Annotated in this window: 22 protein-coding genes; 14 read left to right on the top strand and 8 right to left on the bottom strand. The window is 64.7% G+C overall.

Features of this window, described 5'->3' with window-relative positions; genetic code table 11:
- Positions 1-7 precede the first annotated feature (7 nt).
- The 4 genes from DB032_RS18030 to DB032_RS18015 all read left to right on the top strand — a co-directional run bounded on the left by DB032_RS18030 (position 8) and on the right by DB032_RS18015 (position 5,490).
- Positions 8-1,285 carry a hypothetical protein gene (locus tag DB032_RS18030; RefSeq protein ID WP_233246732.1) on the top strand — a complete coding sequence of 426 codons (1,278 nt, stop codon included), beginning with the start codon at positions 8-10 and terminating at the stop codon, positions 1,283-1,285.
- A complete protein-coding gene (locus DB032_RS18025; RefSeq protein ID WP_107800682.1) occupies positions 1,285-2,049 on the top strand; it encodes a hypothetical protein in 765 nt (254 codons plus the stop codon). Before DB032_RS18030 ends, DB032_RS18025 begins: the two co-directional genes overlap by 1 nt.
- Positions 2,049-4,859, top strand: a complete 2,811-nt coding sequence (locus DB032_RS18020) for an AAA family ATPase (protein ID WP_107800681.1) — start codon at positions 2,049-2,051, stop codon at positions 4,857-4,859. The genes DB032_RS18025 and DB032_RS18020 overlap by 1 nt, the downstream gene beginning before the upstream one ends.
- A 76-nt stretch (positions 4,860-4,935) precedes the next feature.
- Positions 4,936-5,490: a transposase gene (locus DB032_RS18015; RefSeq protein ID WP_107800680.1), complete on the top strand. Its 555-nt coding sequence runs from the start codon at positions 4,936-4,938 to the stop codon at positions 5,488-5,490.
- Between the two features lie 612 nt (positions 5,491-6,102).
- Here DB032_RS18015 and DB032_RS18010 read toward each other — a convergent pair.
- Positions 6,103-6,510: a hypothetical protein gene (locus DB032_RS18010; protein WP_107800679.1), complete on the bottom strand. Its 408-nt coding sequence runs from the start codon at positions 6,508-6,510 to the stop codon at positions 6,103-6,105.
- 324 nt (positions 6,511-6,834) lie between these two features.
- Between DB032_RS18010 and DB032_RS18005 the strand changes: the two genes are divergently transcribed.
- Both DB032_RS18005 and DB032_RS18000 read left to right on the top strand, forming a co-directional pair.
- Positions 6,835-7,104 (top strand): hypothetical protein, encoded by a 270-nt coding sequence (locus DB032_RS18005; protein ID WP_107800678.1) that lies wholly within the window; start codon positions 6,835-6,837, stop codon positions 7,102-7,104.
- 1,028 nt (positions 7,105-8,132) lie between these two features.
- Complete coding sequence (locus DB032_RS18000) at positions 8,133-8,411, top strand: DUF1484 family protein (protein ID WP_158274346.1); 279 nt, start codon at positions 8,133-8,135, stop codon at positions 8,409-8,411.
- Between the two features lie 228 nt (positions 8,412-8,639).
- Here DB032_RS18000 and DB032_RS17995 read toward each other — a convergent pair whose 3' ends face one another.
- The 3 genes from DB032_RS17995 to DB032_RS17985 form a co-directional block, all read right to left on the bottom strand.
- The gene (locus tag DB032_RS17995; protein ID WP_043589836.1) at positions 8,640-9,107 is read right to left on the bottom strand and encodes a DUF1842 domain-containing protein; all 468 of its coding nucleotides are present in this window, start codon (positions 9,105-9,107) and stop codon (positions 8,640-8,642) included.
- Positions 9,108-9,351: 244 nt separating this feature from the next.
- The gene (locus DB032_RS17990; RefSeq protein ID WP_107800676.1) at positions 9,352-9,879 is read right to left on the bottom strand and encodes an RDD family protein; all 528 of its coding nucleotides are present in this window, start codon (positions 9,877-9,879) and stop codon (positions 9,352-9,354) included.
- Between the two features lie 2 nt (positions 9,880-9,881).
- Positions 9,882-10,427, bottom strand: a complete 546-nt coding sequence (locus DB032_RS17985) for a gamma carbonic anhydrase family protein (protein ID WP_107800675.1) — start codon at positions 10,425-10,427, stop codon at positions 9,882-9,884.
- A gap of 59 nt (positions 10,428-10,486) precedes the next feature.
- Between DB032_RS17985 and DB032_RS17980 the strand changes: the two genes are divergently transcribed.
- On the top strand, positions 10,487-12,520 hold the full coding sequence (locus tag DB032_RS17980) for a M3 family metallopeptidase (RefSeq protein WP_107800674.1): 2,034 nt from the start codon (positions 10,487-10,489) through the stop codon (positions 12,518-12,520).
- Between the two features lie 210 nt (positions 12,521-12,730).
- Here the strand turns inward: DB032_RS17980 and DB032_RS24205 are convergent, their stop codons facing one another.
- Positions 12,731-12,907 carry a hypothetical protein gene (locus DB032_RS24205; protein WP_158274345.1) on the bottom strand — a complete coding sequence of 59 codons (177 nt, stop codon included), beginning with the start codon at positions 12,905-12,907 and terminating at the stop codon, positions 12,731-12,733.
- Between the two features lie 220 nt (positions 12,908-13,127).
- On the opposite strand from DB032_RS24205, the gene xth reads away from it, so the two are divergent.
- From xth to DB032_RS17960, 4 genes are all read left to right on the top strand, one after another.
- On the top strand, positions 13,128-13,901 hold the full coding sequence (gene xth / locus DB032_RS17975) for an exodeoxyribonuclease III (protein WP_107801970.1): 774 nt from the start codon (positions 13,128-13,130) through the stop codon (positions 13,899-13,901).
- A 112-nt stretch (positions 13,902-14,013) separates the two neighbouring features.
- Positions 14,014-14,721: a rhodoquinone biosynthesis methyltransferase RquA gene (rquA, locus tag DB032_RS17970; RefSeq protein WP_107800673.1), complete on the top strand. Its 708-nt coding sequence runs from the start codon at positions 14,014-14,016 to the stop codon at positions 14,719-14,721.
- Between the two features lie 157 nt (positions 14,722-14,878).
- On the top strand, positions 14,879-15,412 hold the full coding sequence (locus DB032_RS24675) for an acid-shock protein (RefSeq protein WP_107800672.1): 534 nt from the start codon (positions 14,879-14,881) through the stop codon (positions 15,410-15,412).
- Positions 15,413-15,629: 217 nt separating this feature from the next.
- A complete protein-coding gene (locus DB032_RS17960) occupies positions 15,630-16,757 on the top strand; it encodes an alanine--glyoxylate aminotransferase family protein (protein WP_107800671.1) in 1,128 nt (375 codons plus the stop codon).
- Positions 16,758-16,866: 109 nt separating this feature from the next.
- Here the strand turns inward: DB032_RS17960 and DB032_RS17955 are convergent, their stop codons facing one another.
- Entirely contained in the window at positions 16,867-17,649 is a 783-nt protein-coding gene (locus DB032_RS17955) for a ferredoxin--NADP reductase (protein WP_019104206.1), read from the bottom strand.
- Between the two features lie 44 nt (positions 17,650-17,693).
- Here DB032_RS17955 and DB032_RS24200 point away from each other — a divergent pair, with 44 nt between their 5' ends.
- Positions 17,694-17,867, top strand: a complete 174-nt coding sequence (locus DB032_RS24200; protein WP_158274344.1) for a hypothetical protein — start codon at positions 17,694-17,696, stop codon at positions 17,865-17,867.
- 508 nt (positions 17,868-18,375) lie between these two features.
- On the opposite strand, the gene DB032_RS17950 is transcribed toward DB032_RS24200, so the two are convergent.
- Both DB032_RS17950 and DB032_RS17945 read right to left on the bottom strand, forming a co-directional pair.
- Positions 18,376-19,416, bottom strand: coding sequence for a glycosyltransferase family 1 protein (locus DB032_RS17950; RefSeq protein ID WP_107800670.1), 1,041 nt, complete (start codon positions 19,414-19,416; stop codon positions 18,376-18,378).
- Entirely contained in the window at positions 19,404-20,234 is an 831-nt protein-coding gene (locus tag DB032_RS17945; protein ID WP_107800669.1) for a UDP-2,3-diacylglucosamine diphosphatase, read from the bottom strand. The genes DB032_RS17950 and DB032_RS17945 overlap by 13 nt, the downstream gene beginning before the upstream one ends.
- 219 nt (positions 20,235-20,453) lie before the next feature.
- Between DB032_RS17945 and DB032_RS17940 the strand changes: the two genes are divergently transcribed.
- A complete protein-coding gene (locus DB032_RS17940) occupies positions 20,454-21,116 on the top strand; it encodes a response regulator (protein ID WP_107800668.1) in 663 nt (220 codons plus the stop codon).
- Positions 21,113-22,465: an ATP-binding protein gene (locus tag DB032_RS17935; RefSeq protein WP_107800667.1), complete on the top strand. Its 1,353-nt coding sequence runs from the start codon at positions 21,113-21,115 to the stop codon at positions 22,463-22,465. Before DB032_RS17940 ends, DB032_RS17935 begins: the two co-directional genes overlap by 4 nt.
- Positions 22,466-22,586: the final 121 nt, after the last annotated feature.

Here is a 22,586-nt window from a genome sequence, read left to right as displayed (position 1 = left end):
TGGTGGAGTGCCTTTGGATTCTCTCTCCGACTTCTTCCAGCCCGGCATCGAGCCCGCTTCCTTGCAGGCGGTGTCGCGCCTGACCGGCGCCTGGCCTTATCTCGCCGTCTTCGTCACCCTGTTCCGCGGCGGCGACGAAGAAGTGCTGATGCGGCTGCTGGTGTTGCGGGAACTGGGCGGCCGCGCCGAAGCGCCGCTATGGACGCCGCAGGAAATCGCCCAGCGTTTCGCCTATCTGAACGACACCAAGCTGGCCACCATCCTGGGCCGGCTGCGCGAGGGCGGCCTGCTGGTCTACGACAGCGACGGCGGCGTTTACCAGTTGTCCGAGGGCGCGCGCGTCGCGCTGGCGGCGCTGGCCACCATGGTGGATTTCGCCGGCGACGACGTGGAGCTGGGCTATCTGACCAGCCAGGTAGCCGCCGGCCAGGCGGTGGGCCAGGTCTCCGACGAAGCGCTCAAACACCTGCTGGCGCGTCTGAACGAGCTGTACGCGGAATTTGAAGAAGCGCTGGAATCGCAGTCGGAGTTCCGCATCCGCGCCGCCCAGCACCGCCTGGAAGCGGTATGGCGCTGGGTGGCCAAATCCACCGAGGTGGTCAAGAGCCTGACCCAGGACGACACGCTGAGCCTGCTGGTGCTCAACCAGGCCCAGGCCATCGCGCTGGCGCAAAGCCGCATGCTGGCGCTGGCCGGCACGTTTGAGCGCCGGCTGGCGCAATTGGCCGCGCAGCGCGTGCATCTGGGCGGCTCCGGCCTGACTTCCACCGACATCGCCGACTGGCTGCGCCGCATGGCGGCCGGCCAGCTGGCGCACAAGCTGGACGCCTGTCTGTCCATCGCCCCCGAGCCCGCCTTCCTGTCCACGCCGGAACTGGCCGACGTGGCCGAATTCGAACTGCTGGCGCGCGAGCGCGCCAAGGCCGGCTCCATGACGCTGCCGGGCGGAGAGGCCGCGCCGCTGGCCGACGCGCCGGAAATGGAGCGCCTGCTGGAGGCCGAGGCCATGTACGACGCCTTGCTGGAGCTGGGCATGTCCGGCGCGGCCGACGCCCACATCAGCCAGGCGGTGCTGGCCGACAGCTACAACGAAACCGCCTATCGGCTGTCGCTGCTGCCCCTGATCGGGGATCCGGAAACCAGCAACGACCAAAGCATCGTCGCCGCGCTGGCCAAGCTGCCGTTCAGTCTGCAAGGCGGCGAGAGCGTGATCGAGCCGGACCACCCGGAAGTGGCGTCGCTGTCCGACGCGCGACTGGTGGCCGCGGCCCAAAAAGGTTCTTAATGGAAACAGAAATCAAAACCCTGACCGCCCGTCTGCTGGCGCACCGGGTGGTGCCGCGCGGCGACGCGCTGGCGAAGAAGGCGCTGCTGGACGACAGCTTCCGCCTGGAATTGGACAAGAGCCTGGCGGCCGTCGGCCTGCGCCTGGTGGAGAACCCCTACGCCGAACACCTCGCCGTGGCCTTGCTGCCGGAAATGACCGAACCGGTGTTCGGCTCCGGCGACGCCTGGCTCAACAATAATCTGGGCCTGCCGCGCGACGGCGTGGCGCTGCTGGTCATCCTGTGGTCCTTGATCATCCTGCCCAAGCGCGAACGCCAGATCGCCCGCGTGGAAGCCGGCAAGGAAAACCAGAGCGATATGTTCGGCGCGCAAAAGCCGCTGGAAACCGGCGAGGCCGTGTCCACCGGCGTGTCCGAGGACGCGCTCTACGCGGACTTCGGCAAGGCGCTGGGCGGCCGCACCCGCTTCAACGCCAACCTGGGCCGCCTGGTCAACCTGGGCTTCATCGTGCGCCGCAACCGCTGGCTGGACGAAGGGCCGATGCTGGACCTGATGATCGACTACGCCCAGCTGGCGCCGCGCATCATCGAAGGCGCGCTGGCCGACGTGCTGCTGCGCCGCGAAGGCCGCGACGCGCTGGCCGACAAGCGCGCGGAAGCGGCCGAGGACGGCCTGGACGCCGCGGCGGAGGCGGACGACTCCGCCGGCCCGTTGTTTGACCTGCCGCCGGACGAGGACGCGGCCCACGAGGAGACGCGCTGATGTTCCAGATGAAATCGGTGGAAATGGTGCACTGGGACTTCTGGCAGCGGCTGACCGTGCCGCTGGACGCGCAGATCGTCACCATCATCGGCCCCAACGGCTCCGGCAAGACCACCTTGCTGGACGCGATGCGCACCCTGCTGGCGATCAAATGCTCGGGCAAGCGCGATTACAAGCGCTACGTTCGCAACAATAAGGAACCCTTCGCCTACCTGCGCGGCGTGGTGGACAATCCGCGCCGCCCCAGCGGCGGCCTGTATCCGACCCCCTTCTTCCCCATCGTCGCGGACGCCGTCACCCTGCTGTGCCGGGTCAAGAAACAGGGCGGGGACTGGGTGCGCCACTACGCCATCCTGGACGGCGACGTGCCGCTGGAGCTGGCCGAAGGCCAGGCCCAATGGATGGGCGTGCAGGAATACCGCCGCCGTCTGGAAATGGCCGGCCTGACCCCGGCGGTGGCCGAAGTGCTGGCGCTGGAACAGGGCGACACCGACAAGCTCACCGAATACAGCCCGCGCCAACTGCTGGACCTGGTGTTCCAGGTCTTCGGCGACAAGGACGTGCTGGACAACTACCAGCGCGCCCGCGACGAGCAGCGCGCCACCGAGCTGGAGCTGGAATCGCTGAGCCGTCAGGAAGAAGCGCTGCAGACGCGGGTGGAAACCATGAAGACCCGCGCCAACCGCTATCTGGAATGGCGGCAGCTGCAAACCGGCATTGCCCGGCTGCGCGACGAGGCGCTGCCGGTGCTGGCCTATCTGGACGCCAAGTCCGCGCTCGGCAATGTCTGGAAAAACTACCGCGGCAACTTCCACACGCTGAACCAGGCCCAGGGCGAGCATGCCGACACCTTGCAACTGGTGGCCAAGCTCAAGGCGGCGGAAGTGGCCGCCGACGCCTCGCGCAAGGCGGCCGAAACCGCCCGCGTCGGCGCGCAGGAAGCCTTTATGGCGGCCAAGGGCGAACACGCCGGCGTGGCCGGCCAGCTCAAGGAGCGCGACCGGCTGCAAGCCTTGGCCAGCAAGGAATACGGCGCCGACGCCGCCCAACTGGCCGACAAGCTCTCCGCCTTGCGCGGCGAAGCCGAGCAATTGAAAGACGGCCTGCGCGAACTGAAAAAGCAGCGCCAGGACAGCTCCCAGCACCTGGAGGCGCTGGAGATAGGCCGCGGCCGCGCGCCGGAAGACGTGCGCCAGTTCAAGGCCGCGCTGGACGAGGCCGGCATCGGCCACCTGATGTTGTCCGACATCGTGGAAGTGCTGGACCCCAACTGGCAGGCGGCGGTGGAAGCGCTGTTGCGCGGCTATCGCCACGTGGTGCTGCTGGAGCGCGAATCCGACCGGCGCGAAGCCTGGCGCATCGGCGAGAAACTGCGCTACCGCCACTTCGTGGTGCCGGAGCGCAGCAGCCCGCCGCGCGCCAACGCCGGCAGCCTGATGGAAGTGGTGCGCTTCTCCGCCGACGCGCCGGAATGGCTGTATCGGCAATTGAACAGCGTCAGCCGCGTCGACGACGCCGAGCAGGGCGCCGACGTCAGCGGCGACTGGATCACCCGCGACGGCTATTTCCGCGAACGCCGCGGCGCGCGCCACATCGGCGTGCCGGCGCATGAGTTCGCCTTCGGCGAAGCCGCGCGCCAATCGCGGCTGCTGGCGGTGCGCGAGGCATTGAAAGCGCTGAACACCCGCATTCTGGCCGATGAAGAGCGGCTGGTGGCCGCCACGCGCGAAGCCGCCGGCCTGGCCGAATACCTGGGCGGCATGGACGCCATCCGCCAGCTGGACAGCCGCGCCGAAGAGTTCGCCGCGCTGGAAACGCGCAAGCAGGGGCTGGAAAGCGAAATCGCCCGCCTGGGCGCGGCGCTGGGTCTCGTCAGCGCGGAGAAGGAAGCCGCCGACCAACGCTACAGCGACGCAAGGCTGGCGCACGACCGCGTCTGCCAGCGCGAACAGGACAGCCTGGCCGCCTTCCGCCAAAAACAGCAGGAAGTGGAGCAGGCGCGCCGCCAGGTGCGCCGCCTGCTGTCCGAGCTGCGCGAATGGGCGGAGCGCTTGCCCGATGCGGCGCTGGCGGCGGATAACGTCGCGGCGCTCGAAAGCGAGTTCGACACCGCCGCCGACGCCAAGCACCAGCTCAATTACTTGGAAGAGCGGCTGCAAAGCGGAGACTGGGAGCAGGACGAAGCCGTGTTGGCCCTGAAGGACAAACTGGTGGAAGACCTGACCGGCCTGGACCGCGAGCGTCAGCGCCGCCAAAGCGAAGTGGACCGCTCGCGCGAACTCACCGACGAAGCGCGCGCCGCCTATATGGGCAAGCTGCGCGCCACCGTCCGCGTCTACGGTCAGAACGTCAAGCGCCTGGGCGAACTGGCCGGCATCCAAGTGGAAGTGGAACTGCCGCAGCTGTCCAACGACGACGCGGCGCTGGCCCAGGCCGGCCTGGTGCTCAAGTTCAACTTCGACCAGAAGGGCCTGATGGGCATGAACGACGGCGAAGCCTCCGGCGGTCAGCAGGTGATGAAGTCGCTGATCCTGCTGATCGGCCTGATGATGGACGAGTCCAACCCGTCCGGCTTCGTCTTCATCGACGAGCCGTTCGCCCACCTGGACATCTTCAACATCGACCGCGTCGCCGGCTTCCTCAAAGCCACCGAGGCGCAGTACCTGATCACCACGCCCAACACCCACAACATCAATATCTTCGCGCCGTCGGAGCTGACGCTGGCCACCCGCAAGAAGCGGCCGGGAGAGCAATGGGCGCCGCCCATTCTGCAAACCCGCCGCCGCGCGGACGGCGGCGAACCGGCTTGAGCAGACTGCGCAGCCGCCCCTAGGGGCGGCTTTTGCTTGTTAGCATGGACAGACCCTAGCTCTGTCAGGAGAGCCCATGTCCAATTATCGACGCGACCGCAGCGCCGGCGGCAGCTGGTTCTTCACCGTCAACTTGGCTGATAGGCGACAGCGTTTGCTGCTCGACCATGTTGAGGCCCTGCGTGAAGCTTTCCGTTACACCTTGCGCCGCCATCCCTTCTGGGTTGAGGCCATCGTGATCATGCCCGACCACCTGCATACGGTGTGGACTCTGCCGGCTGCTGACGTGGATTACCCTCTGCGTTGGCGTTTGATCAAAACCATGTTTACCCGATCATTGCCGGCGGTAGAGCGGATCTCCGCTTCGCGCCGTGGCAAGGGCGAGCGACATGTCTGGCAGCGGCGTTATTGGGAGCACCGTTTGCGGGATGAGCAAGACTTTGCCCGCCATATCGATTACATCCACAACAACCCGCTCAAACATGGCTACGTCTCCGCACTTGCGGACTGGCCATGGTCTTCCTTCCATCGTTACGTGAGGCATGGCGTGTTGCCGGAAGATTGGGCCGGGGGAGATGGCGAGGGCGCCGAGTTTGGGGAGCGGGGGGATTCGATCACAAGGAGTGAGTAGATAGACCCAGCTTCCGTACGGTTGCGCTCCATCCTCGCCACTGCGAGCGGCGCGTAGGGAGGGAGGAGCCGTAGGCGATGCCCGCCAATGATCGGTAATCAAACAGGCCGGCGATGTTGAGCGCGTTTCCGCGTGGGTATCGCTTCGCTCCACCCACCCTACGGCGAGCGGCGCGTAGGGTGGGTGGAGCCGTAGGCGATACCCGCCAATGATCGGTAATCAAACAGGCCGGCGATGTCGAGTTTCCGCGTGGGTATCGCTTCGCTCCGCCCACCCTAGGGCGAGCGGCGCGTAGGGTGGGTGGAGCCGCAGGCGATACCCGCCGATGATTAGCAATCAAACAGGCCGGCGGCGTTGAGCGCGTTTCCGCGTGGGTATCGCTTCGCTCCACCCACCCTACGGCGAGCGGCGCGTAGGGTGGGCGGAGCCGTAGGCGATGCCCGCCAATGATCAGAAATCAAACAGGCTGGTGATGTCGAGTTTCCGCGTGGGTATCGCTTCGCTCCACCCACCCTACGGCGAGCGGCGCGTAGGGTGGGTGGAGCCGCAGGCGATACCCACCAATGGCTTGTCATCTCAAACAGGCTGATGAGCTGGGGGCATTGCCGTCGCTCACGGCTGGTTGTAGCTGTACTCGATGCCGTTGATCGTGGACTTGAAGCCGTAGCGCGGGAAGGCCGGGTTCGGCTTCTTGGCTAGGTAGGCGTCCGCCAGCGCCTCGGCCGCTTGCCGGTAGAACTTGATCTGGTTCTTGTTGTACCAGGGATCGTCGTGGGGATTGGGGCTGAACTTATAGCTCTGGTCGCGGCCGCCGGCGATGTAAATGCGAATGCCGCGCGCGCCGGGGCCGGAGCCGCCGCTCTTTTGCTCCACATAGTTGAAGGTGATGCCGCTGTCCTTGTAATTGGGCAGGCTGCCGCTGATATTGGCTGCCAGCGCTCCGCCGGCGGTCAGCGACAGCGCGCTGACGGCGAGCAAGGCCGCGACGCGGCGGAACAGGAAGTTGAGTGGGGGATGCATGGCGCTCCTTTGGGTGATGGTTGAGAACCGTCGGCAAGCGAGCGGCCTTGCCGGCGAGGCGTTAGCGTCGTGAAATGGCGCTTAAATGTCGCCTATTTATACAAATGGCAATTATCTTTCGTCTTTAAATGCCATTTGGATTGTGAAGATAGGCGAGCGCGAGGCTATCAGCAAGCGCCGCATGCCAGTCCTTAAGGCCGGGCGGCGAGAAAGCGCTGATGAGGCGTTTGCGCGGCGGGCCGCGCTTGGACGGCGGATGGCGTCCCGCCGCCTCTGGCCTATGCTGAGAGGGAGGCATGAGCGTTGTGGGAAAGCGGGTTTGAAATGGAAGAACGCGATTTGGTGAGCAGCGCCATCCCCATGGCGCAACTCAAGCTGGAACTGCGCCCGAACGGCGTTTTGCGGATTGCGGTGTACGAGCTTGACGATGAGGAGCCGTTTTTCGTTTACGAGGCCAGCGATGACTTCGATCCCGAGGCGGTGCTGAGCGTCGCGGAAAGGCGGCTGGACCCGGTGCGGCTGGCCGTCTTCAAGCATGTGTTCTTCCCGGTTCAGGACGATGCCGAGGATGGAGGGGAAGAGGGCGGCGGGTAAAGGACTCCCGCGCCCCCTCGTCCATTGCAGGCCAACACCCCGCCCAGGCGGGGTGTTATTTTTACGCCGACCGCCATGGCTTTGACCCTGATGAACCGGCAAGTACAATCTTGGCCGTGCCGCGCAACTGGCGGCGCTTGGTTTGGCGACCAAATGCAAGAAGGAGGCGGACATGCTGCGCTGGCAGCGTCTTGATGTCCATGTATCACCAGGATTTTGCCGGATCGTATCTGGGCAGGACATGGCGAGGATGCCTCCGTGCATGCCGGTTCCTTCTTGCCGGTTCGCCAACCTTGTCATGCCCTGTCTTCCCTAGAAAGGCCTGAAGCTCACGCCAAGCGTCATCCGGATTTCGAAAGAGGCGTGCTTGTTTGTGGTGCCAGTAGCTATTCTTTGCACCGAACGGCTGAGGGAGGAAAGAGTGGAGGGGCTAAATGCCCACCGATTGCCTTCTGTCGGTTTTCCACCTCTGCTTTTTCCTTCCACCCTATGGGTCATGGAGCAGTTGCTTAAACAATCCAGGCGCAGACATGTGTTTTTCCTCTGTCCTCAGTTCTTTCTAAAGTTTTTTCTTTGCGTCCGTCCTGAACGGTTTGCTGATGGCTTTACCTTGACCCTCCCGACTTCCCAAGTGACAATTCTCTCGTGCCGCTGAATGCGCGGCGCTGGGTTTAGCGACCCAAATGCACTGATACCTCTGCTGAGAGTGGTCTTCTCACGCCTATTTGAACCAACGTAGTTGTGTTTCCTATGGCAGGCAGTGGCAGGGAGGCCTTTATGGTCTGCCGGTCTTCAGTGCGCCGGTTCGCTAACCCTGTCACGTGCCTGCCGTATCCGCTTAGCGACGGATATCAGGCGTTAACGTCAGCACTGGAGACCGCCATGTTTACGTTGTTACGCCCCCTCCCAAATTTCCCTTTTTTCTTCTTGTGGTGTCGTGTTTCTTTCCGTTCTTTGGAGGCCCGGCCATGACTGCGCGGCCGCTTGCCGCTTCTTCCCTGAGCCCGCGCCGGGAGCTAGCCCGCACCTTGAGTCGTCTGCATCAGATGCGGATGGAGCACGAGAGTCTGGCCTTGATCGACACCCAACTAGCCTGGTTGGACCACGCGATCGGTGAAATCGACGATGCCATGGACCACGTCATCCAGTGCAAGCAGGCCCTGGCCTTGCTGCTGCAACTGCTGAGCCTGAGCGGGCAGGCGCAATTGCCGGGCCGTACGCTGTGGGCTTTGCTGGAGCCGGTGCAGCGACGCTTGGCCGAGGCTTGCCATGCGCTGGACGATCAGTTCGACCGGCCGCGAGCCTGAGCCAAGACGCCCAAAGCCCGCCTGGGGGCGGGCTTCGGGTACTGATGGATGGCCCGGTTAGGGTACCGGGCGCATGCGCTTAGAACCTGTTTACGATCAGCTGCGCGTCGGTAGAGACATTGTGCGATGAGCGCCGTCTTCGAAATGCTCATGTACCGTATGTACATTCCGCTTTCTCAGCCGTTTTCGCCTTGTCTCGCCTTAGCTCGCGAGATCGTAAACATGTTCTTAACGCAGGTTCAACGCTTTGATCGCGTTGTTGATTTCATCCGCCAGGCGCACTTCCTGACCCAGCTGCTCGTGCCATTGCTGGTTCTGGAAGAAGGCGTAGCGCGCCTTGGAGTTGTTGCCGGCTTGCCAGCCGTCTTTCAGTTGGCCGTCGAAGAAGAACTGTTCCAGCAGCGCGTGGCCGGCCGCGTGGGCCTGGTTTTGCGCGTGCTGCTCGTGCAGGCGCGGCGCGCCCACCAGATGCAGTTCGATATCGCGGCCCTGCTCTTCGTAGCGGCCCTGGATCGGGTGCTCGAACACCAGCGGCTGCAGCGTGGCGTGGGTGATGGTGGCGCGGCCGGTGATATGGCGCGACGGGGTGTACACGGTCAGATCCAGCCGCAGGTTCAGGCCGCCCGCCTGGCCGGGTTTGTTGACGTTGTAGCTGACGATGAACAGGCCGGATTTTTGATCGCGATCGATAGTCATGTTTGGACTCCTTGAGATCAATAACATCAGAGAAGTTGGAGCGCCCGGTGGGACGCCCAGGCCCAATGGCGATGTGCGAGCCGCGGCGGTAACCGCTGCTGCCCTGTAGTTATATAACCTTTGATTTTATTTTCTGCCGTACTTAATGGCAGTTGGAAATAAAGAGGAGATGGGGCTTGCGCGCGGGCTTAGGGAGGGAAGGGGCAGGAAAGCGCGCCGCCGGGGCCGGCGGCGCGAGGGAAAGTCAGGCTTGTTGCTCAAAGCGCACAGGCTGTTTGCCCAGGCGCTTGGCCCGCACCACCACGGTGCCGGCGATCTTGTCGTGCCAGCCTTGTTTGCGCGCGTCCAGGCCCACCCAGATCAGGCCCAGCAAGAAGGGGAAGCAGGATACGAAGTAGCCGAGATAGCGCAGCGCCGCCTGCATCGGCGTCATCGGCGCGCCGGTTTTGGCGTCCACGATGCGCGCGCCCAGCAGCATCTTGCCCGGCGTGCTGCTTCTGAACCACCAAAACGCCAGAACCGCCGCCGCCGGCAATATCCAGTTGATCAGCAGGCTGGCCAACGGGCTCAGCTCGAAACCGCCTTGCAGCATGAAGGCCTGCATCGTCCAGCCGTCGCCGCTTTCCGCCACGCGGCGGGTTTCGCCGCCGCCGCGGGCCAGCAGCCAGATCGCCGGCGCCAGCGCCAGGCACAGCAGCAGGGTGTCGATCAGGCTGGCCAGCACCCGCAGCCAGAAGCCGACGTATTCCAGTTCTTCCGCGCCGTCTTGCATCTTCAATCCTCCAGATTGGGTTTGTGCTTGGCCGCCACGCGCAGATAGTGTTCGGCGGAGTATTGGAAATAGGCCAGCTCTTTGTCGGTCAGCGGCCGCGCCTGCTTGACCGGGTTGCCCAGATAAAGATAGCCGGACTCCAGCCGCTTGCCCGGCGGCACCAGGCTGCCGGCCCCGATCAGCACCCGCGGTTCTATCACCGCGCGGTCCAGCACGATGCTGCCGATGCCGACCAGCACTTCGTCGCCTATGGTGCAGCCGTGCAGGGTGACGTGGTGGCCGATGGTGACGTTGCGGCCTATCACCAGCGGCGCGCCGACGGGGTCCGCTGCGCTTCTGTGGCTGACGTGCAGCATGGCGAAGTCCTGGATGTTGGAGTTCTCGCCTATGCTGATGGCGTTGACGTCGCCGCGTATCACCGCACAGGGCCAGACCGACGCGCCCTCCGCCAACGAGACTTCGCCGATGACCACGGCAGCCGGGTCGATGTAGCAGCTGTCGTGGATCTGCGGCTGATGCCCGTCATAAGGGCGGATATTGCTTTTCATCGGTCTGTCCTCATCTGAAATCGGGTAAAGTTCCTATCATACCCCCACAGGATGCCAATATGAGCCAGAACCCCTTGCTGGACTTTTCCGGACTGACCCGTTTCGCGGAGATCAAGCCGGAGCACATTTCCCCCGCCATCGACGAATTGCTGTCCGCCGCGCGCGCCGCGGTGGCGCGGCTGACCGCGGAGCAGGGCGCGCCCAGCTGGGAAAGCTTCGTCGATCCGCTGACCGACGCCACCGAGCATCTGGGCCGCGCCTGGGGCGTGGTGGGCCATCTGAACGCGGTGGTGAACACGCCGGAGCTGCGCGAGGCCTACAACAGCAATATCCCGAGAATTTCCGAGTTTTGGACCGAGATGGGCCAGAACCTGGAGCTGTTCGCCCGCTTCAAGGCGCTGGCGGCCAGCCCGGAGCACGCTGGCTATAGCGCGGCGCGCAAGAAGATCGTATCCAACGATCTGCGCGATTTCCGCCTGTCCGGCGCGGAATTGCCGCAGGCGGAAAAAGAGCGCTTCGCCGCCATCCAGACGCGGCTGGCGGAGCTGTCCGCCAAGTTCGAACAGAACGTGCTGGACGCCACCGACGCCTTCAGCCTGTATATCGAGGACAAGGCCGAGCTGTCCGGCGTGCCCGAGGATTCGCTGGAACTGTTCGCCGCCGCCGCGGCCGGCGACGACAAGAGCGGCTACAAGATCACGCTGCAATTCCCGTTCTACTTCCCGGTGCTGCAGTACGCGGACAACCGCGCGCTGCGCGAAAAGCTGTACCAGGCCAATGTGCAGCGCGCGTCGGAGTTCGGCCCGGCCGAACGCGACAACAGCCCCATCATCCGCGAAAAGCTGAAACTGGCGCGCGAGGAGGCCCAGTTGCTGGGCTTCGCCAACTTCGCCGAACTGTCCCTGTTCACCAAGATGGCGGAAAGCCCGGAACAGGTGATCGCCTTCCTGCGCGATCTGGCCGCGCGCGCCAAGCCGTTCGCGGTCAAGGACCGCCAGGAACTGGAGGCCTTCGCCGCCGCCGAACTGGGCCTGGCCAAGCTGGAAGCCTGGGATCTGGCCTACGCCGCGGAAAAGCTGCGGGTGGCGCGTTACGCCTTCTCCGAGCAAGAAGTGAAGCAGTACTTCCCGGAAAGCAAGGTGCTGCCCGGCCTGTTCGGCGTGGTGTCCACGCTGTTCGGCATCGAGGTGCGGCCTAGCAGCGCGCCGGTCTGGCATCAGGACGTGCGCTTCTTCGACATCCACAAGGACGGTCAACTGGTCGGCAGCTTTTATTTCGACCTGTACGCCCGCGACGGCAAGCGCTCCGGCGCCTGGATGGACGACGCGCGCGGCCGCCGCCGCAAGAGCGGCCAGGTTCAGACCCCGATCGCCTATCTGACCTGCAACTTCACCCGCCCGGTGGGCGACAAGCCGGCGCTGTTCACCCACGACGAAGTGATCACCTTGTTCCACGAGTTCGGCCATGGCCTGCATCATATGCTGACCCGCGTCGACGAACTGGGCGTGGCCGGCATCAACGGCGTGGAATGGGACGCGGTGGAGCTGCCCAGCCAGTTCCTGGAGAACTTCGCCTGGGAATGGGACGTGGTGCAGGGCATGACCCGCCATGTGGACAGCGGCGCGACCTTGCCGCGCGAGCTGTTCGACAAGATGCTGGCGGCCAAGAACTTCCAGAGCGGCATGGCCACGGTGCGCCAGCTGGAGTTCGCGCTGTTCGACCTGCAGCTGTACAGCGTCTTCGACGCCGACAAGGGCGATTGGCTGGCCCTGTTGGAAGAGGTGCGCGGCGAGGTGGCGGTGAACTTCCCGCCGGCCTACAACCGCTTCCCCAACAGCTTCAGCCACATTTTCGCCGGCGGCTATTCGGCCGGCTATTACAGCTACAAGTGGGCGGAAGTGCTGTCCGCGGACGCCTACGCGGCCTTCGAGGAGGCCGGCGGCGCCAATGCGGACACCGGCAAGCGCTTCTGGGACGAGATCCTGGCGGTGGGCGGCAGCCGTCCGGCGCTGGAATCCTTCCGCGCCTTCCGCGGCCGCGATCCGCAGATCGACGCCTTGCTGCGCCATTCCGGCATGGTGGAAACAGTTTGAAACGGCCGTTTTATGCTGAGGGAAAAATATTCCGGGCTTTGTCGGAACTCTTGTGAAGCGCCGCGGCTCTAATTTTTTGCTCAGTGGGTTATCTCCAGAGCAGCAAGCGAGCCAGACGCATATCAGGGTAGATTGATATAGTGTCTATTGCGCGCCTCCGTGTAGACGGAGGCGCCTTTTTTTTGCCGCGGATCGCGCGGCTAAAAAGATTCAGTCGTCCCGCTCTGGTTTGGCGGGCGGCGTCAGCGGCTGCAGGGTGTGGCGGTGCTGGAAGGTAGGGGTCCGCATCGAGAACGGCGGGGTCAACGGCGCCAGACGAGGGCGGTTGGGGTTGCGCGTCGGGCATAATGCCTGTTGCGCGTCGTGCTGCTTGTGCTTGATAGTCAAGAACTTGCTCCGGTTACGACGACGCTTTCGATCATAGGCCGGGGTTCCGGGCCTTGGCAAATTCCCGTCGTCCGGCTGTTGTTTATTTGTTTAAACACTTTTGTTTAATCAAGCATCAAATAATCGACGCCATCGACTGTCGCCGCCCAAAGCTTGGCAGTGCCGCGCGCTGCGGTTATGGTGTCGGCCTTTGCATGAAAAACATTTGGAGAGCCCGCCGATGCGTTTTGCCACCTGGAACGTCAATTCCCTCAAGGTCCGCCTGCCGCAGGTGATCCAATGGCTGTCGGACAGCCCGGTGGACGTGCTCTGTCTGCAAGAGCTGAAAATGGATCAGGACGTGTTTCCCTTGGCCGAGATCGAAGCGGCCGGCTACCGCGCGGCATGGTTCGGTCAGAAAACCTATAACGGCGTGGCCATTCTGGTGCGCGCGCCGCTGGAGCTGGAAGACGTGGTGCTCGGCATCCCCGATTACGGCGACGAGCAGCGCCGGGTGATCGCCGCCACGGTGAACGGCATCCGCGTGATCTGCGGCTATTTCGTCAACGGCGAGGCGGTGGATTCGCCCAAGTATCCGTACAAGCTGGAGTGGCTGGCCAATCTGGAGCGCTATGTCGCCGCGGAGCTGCAACGCCACCCGCAGTTGCTGCTGTTGGGCGATTACAATATCGCGCCGGAAGACCGCGATGTGTACGACCCGGAAAGCTGGCACGAACAAGTGTTGTGCAGCACGCCGGAACGCGAATCCTTCCGCCGCCTGATCGCGCTGGGCCTGAGCGACAGCTTCCGCCTGTTCAATCAGGAGGAGAAGCAGTACAGCTGGTGGGATTACCGCGCGATGATGTTCCGTCGCAACAAGGGCGTGCGCATCGACCACATCCTGGTCAGCGACGCCTTGAAGCCGCGCGCGCTGGAATGCGTGATCGACAAGGCGCCGCGCAAATGGGAGCGTCCGTCCGACCATACCCCGGTGGTGCTGACCCTGGCCGATTGAGCCTAAAGGCCGGCCGCGGCCGGCCTATCCGCCAGCTTTCTTGGCTTGCCTCAAAAATATCGCCGGCCGGTTTTGCTAGTCTGGAGCTTTCTTGCTTTCAGATGGCTGCGCGATGACCCAAAACCACCCCAAACTGCCGGTAGACCCGTATTACGAGGGCGTGCCGGAATACATGACCCAGGTGTACGACTGGGCTTACGTCAACCCGCGCAAGGCCGGCTGGCTGGATCGCAACCTGGTGGTGCGCGTCTTGTTGTTCTTCAACGATCAAAGGCTGATGCGCGCCTACCTGGAGCAGATCCGCCCCGGCGACAAGGTGTGGCAGGTGGCCCATGTCTACGGCGACCTGGTGCAGCGCGCGGCGGACCGGGTGGGCGGGGACGGGCGCTTCGTGCTCACCGACATCACGCCGGTGCAGATAGAGCACGCCGAGCGCAAGCTGCGCGATCGCCCCCAAGCCGCGGTGGTGCGCGCCAACGCCGGCAACCACCGGCTGGAGTCCGACGATTTCAACTTGATCTGCAGTTTCTTCCTGCTGCACGAGGTGCCGGATCATCTGAAGCGCGCCATCGTCGACAATATGCTGTCCCAGGTGCCGCCCGGCGGGCGCGCGGTCTTCGTCGACTACCATAGGCCCAAGCCGTGGCAGCCGATAGGCTGGCTGCTCAAATGGGTGAACCGCGTGCTGGAGCCGTTCGCCGAGGCCTTGTGGAACCATGAGATTCGCGACTACGCGCAAGAGGCGGACGGCTTCGACTGGAGCAAGCGCACCCTGTTCGGCGGGGTGTACCAGGTGACGACGGCGAAGAGGAAGCCTTGAGGGCGCGCCGTACTTGACGTTACACGGGCTTACAAGCGACTAACAGACCCGGGACGGGGGCAGGGCTAGGATACGTCTCAAGGAAGCGCCGAATCCGGCGCGATGTGATCGGTGAACGGGAGCCCAAGGCTCCCAAGCCTGAAACTGGAGATGCATCATGAACAAACTGACTCTGCTTGCCCTGACCGCCGCTTTCGGCCTGAGCTCCGCCGCTGGTTTCGCCGCCGAAACCGCCAAGCCGGCCGCTTCCGCTCCGGCAGCCAAAATGGCTCCGGCCGCCAAGAAAGCTGAAAAGCACCCGGCCAAGATCCACCACGCCAAGAAAGGCGAAAAGGTAGCCGCTTCCGCTCCGGCGCAAAAAGCCCAGGCCGCCAAGGCCGAAGCGTCCGCTCCGGCCAAGGCCAAGCACGCCGCCAAGAAGCCGCACGCCAAGCATGCGAAGAAGGCCGCTTCCGCCGCCGCCCAGAAAGCCCAGGCCGCCAAGGCTGAAGCTTCCGCTCCGGCCAAGAAGCACGCCGCTAAAAAGCCGCACGCCAAGCACGCTAAAAAAGCCGCTTCCGCTCCGGCGCAGAAAGCCCAGGCCGCCAAGGCCGAGGCCTCCGCTCCGGCCAAGAAAGTAGAGAAAAAGGCCGCTCAACACAAGAAGCACGCCGGCAAGGCCAAGAAGGCCGCTGCATCGGCTGCCAAATAAACCGGACCTCGCGTCTGGCTCGCTAAAAAAAACAGGCCCCTCAGGGAGGCCAAGACTCAAAGGAGGCCGCGGCCTCCTTTTTCTTTTTGAACGGGACCGCCGGCAGGACAGGCGCGCCCGGCGGCCTTATGCTGTTACACTCAAACGCTTCGATGCCGGCCGCATGCCCCGGCTTGAAACCGCTTTCGTCCATTGATTTCGCGCTTAAGGAGCTTCCATGCTAGCCGCCCCGCAAGTTTCCGCCTTCCTGCCGCCGCGCCGCATTCTGATGGGGCCGGGCCCGTCCGACGTTTATCCGGAAGTGCTGGCCGCCCAGGCCCGCCCCACCGTCGGCCATCTGGACCCGCTGTTCGTCGGCATGATGGACGAGGTGAAAAGTCTGCTGCAATACGCGTTCCAGACCGCAAACCCGATGACGGTGGCGCTGTCGGCGCCGGGTTCGGCCGGCATGGAAGCCTGCTTCGTCAACCTGGTGGAGCCGGGCGAGAAGGTCATCGTCTGCCGCAACGGCGTGTTCGGCGAGCGCATGCGCCAGAACGTGGTGAGGCTGGGCGCGGTGCCGGTGCTGGTGGACAGCCCCTGGGGCCAGCCGGTGGATCCGGACGCGGTGGAGAGCGCCTTGAAAGCCAATCCGGACGCGCGCTTCCTGGCCTTCGTTCACGCCGAGACTTCCACCGGCGCGCTGTCCGACGCCAAGACGCTGTGCGCGCTGGCCAAACGCCACGGCTGCCTGAGCATCGTCGACGCGGTGACCTCGCTGGGCGGGGTGGAGCTGCGCGTGGACGAATGGGGCGTGGACGCGGTGTATTCCGGCAGCCAGAAGTGTCTGTCCTGCGTGCCCGGCTTGTCGCCCTTGTCTTTTTCGCCGGAGGCGGTGGACAAGCTGCAGGCGCGGCAAAGCCCGGTGCCCAGCTGGTTCCTGGACCAGACTCTGGTGATGGCCTACTGGGGCGGCGGCAAGCGCAGCTACCATCACACCGCGCCGGTGAACGCCTTGTACGCGCTGCACGAATCGCTGCGCCAGCTGGCCGGCGAGGGCCTGGAGGCGGCTTGGCGGCGCCACCGCGACATGCATCTGATTCTGCGCGACGGCCTGGAGAAGCTGGGGCTGAGGTTCGTGGTGGACGCCGCGGCGCGCTTGCCGCAGCTGAACGCGGTTTATATTCCCGAAGGCATAGACGACGCGGCCACGCGCAATCGTCTGTTGCAGGAGTACAACCTGGAGATAGGCGGCGGCCTGGGCGATCTGGCCGGCAAGGCCTGGCGCATCGGCCTGATGGGCTACGGCGCGCGCCGCGAGAACGTGGCGCTGTGCCTGAAGGCGCTGGAGAGCGTGTTGAAGTAAGCGCGGCCTGTGTCCGGCGGGCGCGCGTCAGCGCGCGCCGCGCCGCCGGGAGATGAAAAACGCCATCCGCGAAGGATGGCGTTTTTGCTGCCGCGGGAGGCGGATCGGCTTATTTTTCGACGAAGGCGCGTTCGATCGCGTAGTCGGCCGGTTCGCCCATGCGCGGGGATTCCTTGAAGCCCATGCCGTTCAGGATCTCGCACAGATCGTGCAGCATGGACGGGCTGCCGCAGATCAGCGCGCGGTCGTGTTCCGGGTTCATTTGCGGCAGGCCGATGTCGGCGCACAGCTTGCCGCTGGTGATCAGGTCGGTCAGCCGGCCCTGATTGCGGAAGGGCTCGCGGGTCACGGTCGGGTAGTAGATCAGTTTCTCGCGCACCATCTCGCCGAAGAATTCGTTTTCCGGCAGTTCTTTGGTGATGTAGTCGTGGTAGCCCAGCTCGCTGACCCAGCGCACGCCATGGGTCAGGATCACTTTGTCGTAGCGCTCGTACACGTCCGGGTCTTTGATGATGGACATGAAGGGGGCGAGGCCGGTGCCGGTGGACAGCAGGTAGAGGTTTTTGCCGGGCAGCAGATTGTCCTGCACCAGGGTGCCGGTGGGCTTCTTGCTGATCATCACGGTGTCGCCCACCTTCAGGTGCTGCAGGCGGGAGGTCAGCGGACCGTCCTGCACCTTGATGCTGTAGAACTCCATGTGTTCTTCGTAGTTGGAGCTGACGATGGAGTAGGCGCGCATCAGCGGCTTGCCGTTGACTTCCAGACCTATCATCACGAACTGGCCGTTAATGAAGCGCAGGCCGGCGTCGCGGGTGCAGGTGAAGCTGAACAGGGTGTCGTTCCAGTGATGGACGGACAGGACCTTTTCGGAGGTCAGGTTGGGAGAGGACATAAGGTTTGCTGCTCGCTAATTTATGAAGTAGAAGCTCGAAAAGTATGGGGCCGATTTTAACCGGTTTGTCGCTTCGCCGCTTGTTCTTACTGGGCAAGGCCGGCGATATCGACGTTAAATTCAATTGGAACAGCATGTTAACCGACATTGCCGTCGCCGCCGAACGATTGTTTTCTGATGTGTTTATCGCTGCGCGTTATTTGTCCGCGACGCAATGAAAGAGGGCGTCACCGTGGCGGGACGCCCTCTCGGACAACTTACAGAGAAAGACTATGCGCTTTACCCTTGCAGAACCGCACGACCACCGCTTTACCGCAAGGCCGTTACCAAAGAGCGGGCTGTACAAGACAGCGCTACGACGATGCCGTGTCGTGGCGGCGCCGCCATCATGGCAGCTTGCCGCGCACCGTGTCCTTGATGGACATCACAGAAAGACCAACCGCTTCTTTCTTAATGGGCAAATCGACAAACGGTAATCACAAGTTTATTGACTCTGGATTTGGCGGACCGGCCTGGCCGGTGTTGCATGCGCTCCGTCTTGGAGGCTGGCTTGGCGTTGCGGACTGTGCCGATTTGGCTGGCCGTGTTTATTGGCCAATGCTCAACGCGTGGAAAACTGGATGGCCGCCGGCATACTGCCATGAAAGCATTCGGAACCCTCCCTGTCGTGTTGACCATTCCACTATAGACGCTGCCGTTCCCAATGCAAGCCGGCGGGCGGCGGCCTCAACTGGCCTTAGGGTCGGCCAGCGGCGCGTCCAGCGCCAGCCGAGCGGGCCGCAGATGTTGTTCGAACTGGCGGCTGGCGGCCTGCCAGGAGTAGCGCTCGGCGACGGCGCGCACATGGCCGCGGTCCAGTTCCAGCGCCTTCAGGCAGGCGGCGCGCAGGTCGGCGTCCAGCACGCCGGCGCCGCTGTCGCCGACCACGTCCAGCGGTCCGGCCACCGGGTAAGCGGCCACCGGCGTGCCGCAGGCCATCGCCTCCAGCAGCACCAGGCCGAAGGTGTCGGTCAGGCTGGGAAACACGAAGACGTCGGCGGCGCGGTAGAAGCGCGCCAGCTCGTGCTGGGGAAAGATGCCGGCGAAGTGGACGTCCTGATAGTGCTGCTTCAGCCGCGCCAGCTGCGGGCCGTCGCCCACCACCCATTTGCTGCCCGGCAGCTCCAGCTTGAGAAAGGCTTCGATGTTCTTTTCCACCGCCACCCGGCCGATGTAGACGAAGCGCGGCGGCGCGGTGCCGTCCAGCCGCTCGCGCGGGCCGGGGCTGAACAGCGCGGTGTCCACGCCGCGGCTCCACAGCTTGACGTTGTGAAAGCCGCGGGCGCTCAGATCGTCGGCGATGGACTGGGTGGGCACCATCACGCAATGGGCGGCGTTGTGGAAGCGGCGCATCCAGGCGTAGCTGAGCGCCAGCGGCAGCCGGCAGCGGGCGTGCACGTATTCCGGAAAGCGGGTGTGATAGGCGGTGGAGAAAGCCAGGCCGTGGCGCAGGCAATAGCGGCGCGCGGCCAGGCCCAGCGGCCCTTCGGTGGCGATGTGGATGGCGTCCGGCGCGAAGGCGGCGATGCGGTCGGCCACTTTGCGGTAGGGAAACAGCGACAGGCGGATGTCGGGGTAGGTGGGGCAGGGCAGGGTGCGGAAGGCCTGCGGGGTGATCATTTCCACCTGGTGTCCGAAGCCGGCCAGTTCGCGCGCGGTTTCGGTCAGCGAACGGACCACGCCGTTGACCTGGGGCAGCCAGGCGTCGGTGACAATCAGGATGCGCATGTCGTCTCCTTGTGGTCGGCTTGCGCCGTTTGGGCTTGCAAGGCGGCGGCCGGCTGTCCCATTTGGGTCCAGTACAGCACTTCCAGCCGGCCGTCGGCGTGTTCCACCAGCGCGGACAGGCTTTCCACCCAGTCGCCGCTGTTGCCGTAGAGAATGCCGTCGATGTCGCGCACCTCGGCCTTGTGGATGTGGCCGCAGATCACGCCGTCGTAGCCGCGCCGGCGCGCTTCGCCGGCGAGAATGGTTTCGAAATTGCTGATGAAGTTGACCGCGTTTTTGACCTTGTGTTTCAGGTACTGCGACAGCGACCAGTACGGCAGGCCCAGTTTCAGCCGCGCCCAGTTGAAGCCGCGGTTCAGTTCCAGGATCAGGGTGTAGAGGGTGTCGCCGACATAGGCCAGCCATTTGGCGTACTGGATCACGCCGTCGAATTCGTCGCCGTGCAGGATCAGCAGCCGCTTGCCGTCGGCGGTGCGGTGCTCGGCCTCCTGACGGATGGCGATGCCGCCGAAGTCCAGCCCGGCGTACTGGCGCGCCGCCTCGTCGTGGTTGCCGGGCACGTAGATCACCTTGGTGCCCTTGCGCGCCTTGCGCAGCACTTTTTGCACCACGTCGTTGTGGCTCTGCTTCCAGTACCAGGATTTTTTCAGCTGCCAGCCGTCGACGATGTCGCCGACCAGGTATAGGTATTCGGATTCGTGGCAGCGCAGGAAGTCCAACAGGTGGTCGGCGCGGCAGCCGGAGGTGCCGAGGTGGACGTCGGAAATCCAGATCGCGCGCAGTTGTCGGGCGCTGTCGGGGGCGGGGTCTGGCTGCATGGCGGCTCCGTCGGCCTGTGGACTGCTGGCGATGCTGACAGCGGCAGGTGACAGTCGCGTGAGATTTCGGTGACGACGCGATGAAATTTCTTGAGCGGGGCCTTTAAGATTGTCTTAAGCGCGCTCTGTTGCAATCGGGCATTGCGGCGGCGCTTGTGACGGCGGCGAGAGCGCGCTAGGCTGCCGGGACCTTGAACGCCCGGCGACGGGGAGACGGATATGCGGGTTTTGGTGGTGGAGGACGACGCTCAGATCGGCGATGGGTTGAAAATCGGCCTGGAGCAGCTGGGCTTTGTCGCGGACTGGTTTCGCGACGGCAAGCAGGGGCTGGCGGCGCTGAGCGCCGCGCCCTACGACGCGGTGGTGCTGGACCTGGGGCTGCCGGGCATGGACGGCATGGACATCCTGTCCGCCTGGCGGCGCGGCGGCCAGGATGTGCCGGTGCTGGTGTTGACCGCGCGCGACGCGCTGGCGGACCGCGTCGGCGGCTTGGACGCCGGCGCCGACGATTATCTGGTCAAACCGTTCGCGCTGAGCGAGGTGGCGGCGCGGCTGCGCGCGCTGCATAGGCGTCGCCACGGCCAGAGCCACCCGGAGTGGCGGCACGGCCGCCTCTGTCTGGATCCGGTGGCGCGCGCGGCCACGCTGGACGGCGCGCCGCTGGAGCTGACCGCGCGCGAACTGGCGCTGCTTGAGTTGCTGCTCAGCCACAAGGGGCGGGTGCTGCCGCGCGAGCTGATCGAGGACAAGCTTTACGGCTGGGGCCAGGAGCTGGAAAGCAATGCGGTGGAGGTGCATGTGCACCATTTGCGCAAGAAGCTGGGCAGCGCCTTCATCCGCACCCTGCGCGGCGTGGGCTACACCCTGGGAGATCCGGCATGAGGGGGCCGCGCAGCCTACAGGCGCGGCTATTGCTGCTGCTGTTGCTGATCGTGCCGGCCATCTGGCTGGTGGCTTCCGCCACCGCGGCCTGGCTGGCGCACGAGGAGGTGGACGAGCTGTTCGACACCCAGATGGGGCAGTTCGCCCGCCAGCTGTTGCTGGTGGAGGTCAGCGAGAATTCGCTGATCGAGCTGCCCAAGCTCAAGCACCTGCTCAAGCACGCCGACAAGGGGCAGCTGGAAAACGACGACTTCGGCCTGGCGGTCTGGGACCGTCGCGGCAATCTCTTGCTTAGCGACGGCCGCGGCCGTCGCTTCGACTTCGAGCCGGAGCGGCGCGGCTTCTACGATTACCGCGGCAAGGACAGCGATCACAACTGGCGGCTGATCTATCTGGCCGCGCCGGACGGTTCGCGGCTGGTGGCGGTGGGACAGAAACAGGGCTTGCGCCACGAGATGGTGTTGAAGGTGGTGTCCGCCCAGCTGCTGCCGTGGCTGGTGGGCCTGCCGGTGATGCTGCTGCTGATCCTGCTGGCGGTGCGCCGCGAGCTGGGGCCGCTCAAGCGCCTGGCCGCCGGCATCGCCCAGCGCGCGCCGGACGACAGCGAGCCGGTGTCGCGGGAGGTGCCGCGGGAGGTGCTGCCGCTGGTGGACGCGCTGAACGCCTTGTTCGCCCGCATCGCGGCCACGCTGGAACACGAGCGCCGCTTCACCGCCGACGCCGCGCATGAGCTGCGCACCCCGCTGGCGGCGCTGAAGGTGCAGGCCGAGGTGCTGGAGCTGCTGCCGGACGAGGGCCGCCGCCGGCACGCCATGCGGCAATTGATGTTGGGCATAGACCGCGCCACGCGCTTGGTGGAGCAGTTGCTGGCCCTGTCGCGCCTGGACCCCTTGAACGCGCCGCGCCAGGGCGAGCCCATCGCTTGGGCGGCCTTGACCGAGCGCGTGCTGGCGGAGATGGCGGCGGAGGCGGCGCTCAAGGGGGTGAGGCTGGAAACCGAATGGCGCTGCGTGCCGGAACGGGTCTTGCCCTTGAACGGAGACGAAACCCTGGTGGGCCTGATGCTGCGCAATCTGCTGGAAAACGCCGTCCGCTACGGCGCCGAGGGCGGCGAGGCGCGGCTGGTGCTGGCTGAGGACTCGGTCAGCGTGCTGGACCGCGGTCCGGGCGTGGCGGCGGAATGGCTGGAACGGATACGCGAGCGCTTCTTCCGGCCGCCGGGCCAGGACGTGGTCGGCAGCGGGCTGGGCTTGTCCATCGTCGAGCGGGTGGCGGAGCTGCACGGCCTGCGGCTGATGCTGGCCAAGCGAGACGGCGGCGGGCTGGAGGCCGGCTTGCGGCGGCGCTGAGAAGCTGTGCAAAGTCCGCTGCGCTTCGTGAGACGTGGCGCGGCGAGCGCAGCATTCGAAACGCTCATGCGGCATTCGTGCATTCCGCTTTCTCAGCCGTTTTCGTCTTGCAGGCGAGGCT

Source organism: Chromobacterium sp. Panama, assembly GCF_003052555.1.
Lineage (GTDB): Bacteria > Pseudomonadota > Gammaproteobacteria > Burkholderiales > Chromobacteriaceae > Chromobacterium.
This window is presented reverse-complemented; position numbering and strand designations above follow the sequence as displayed.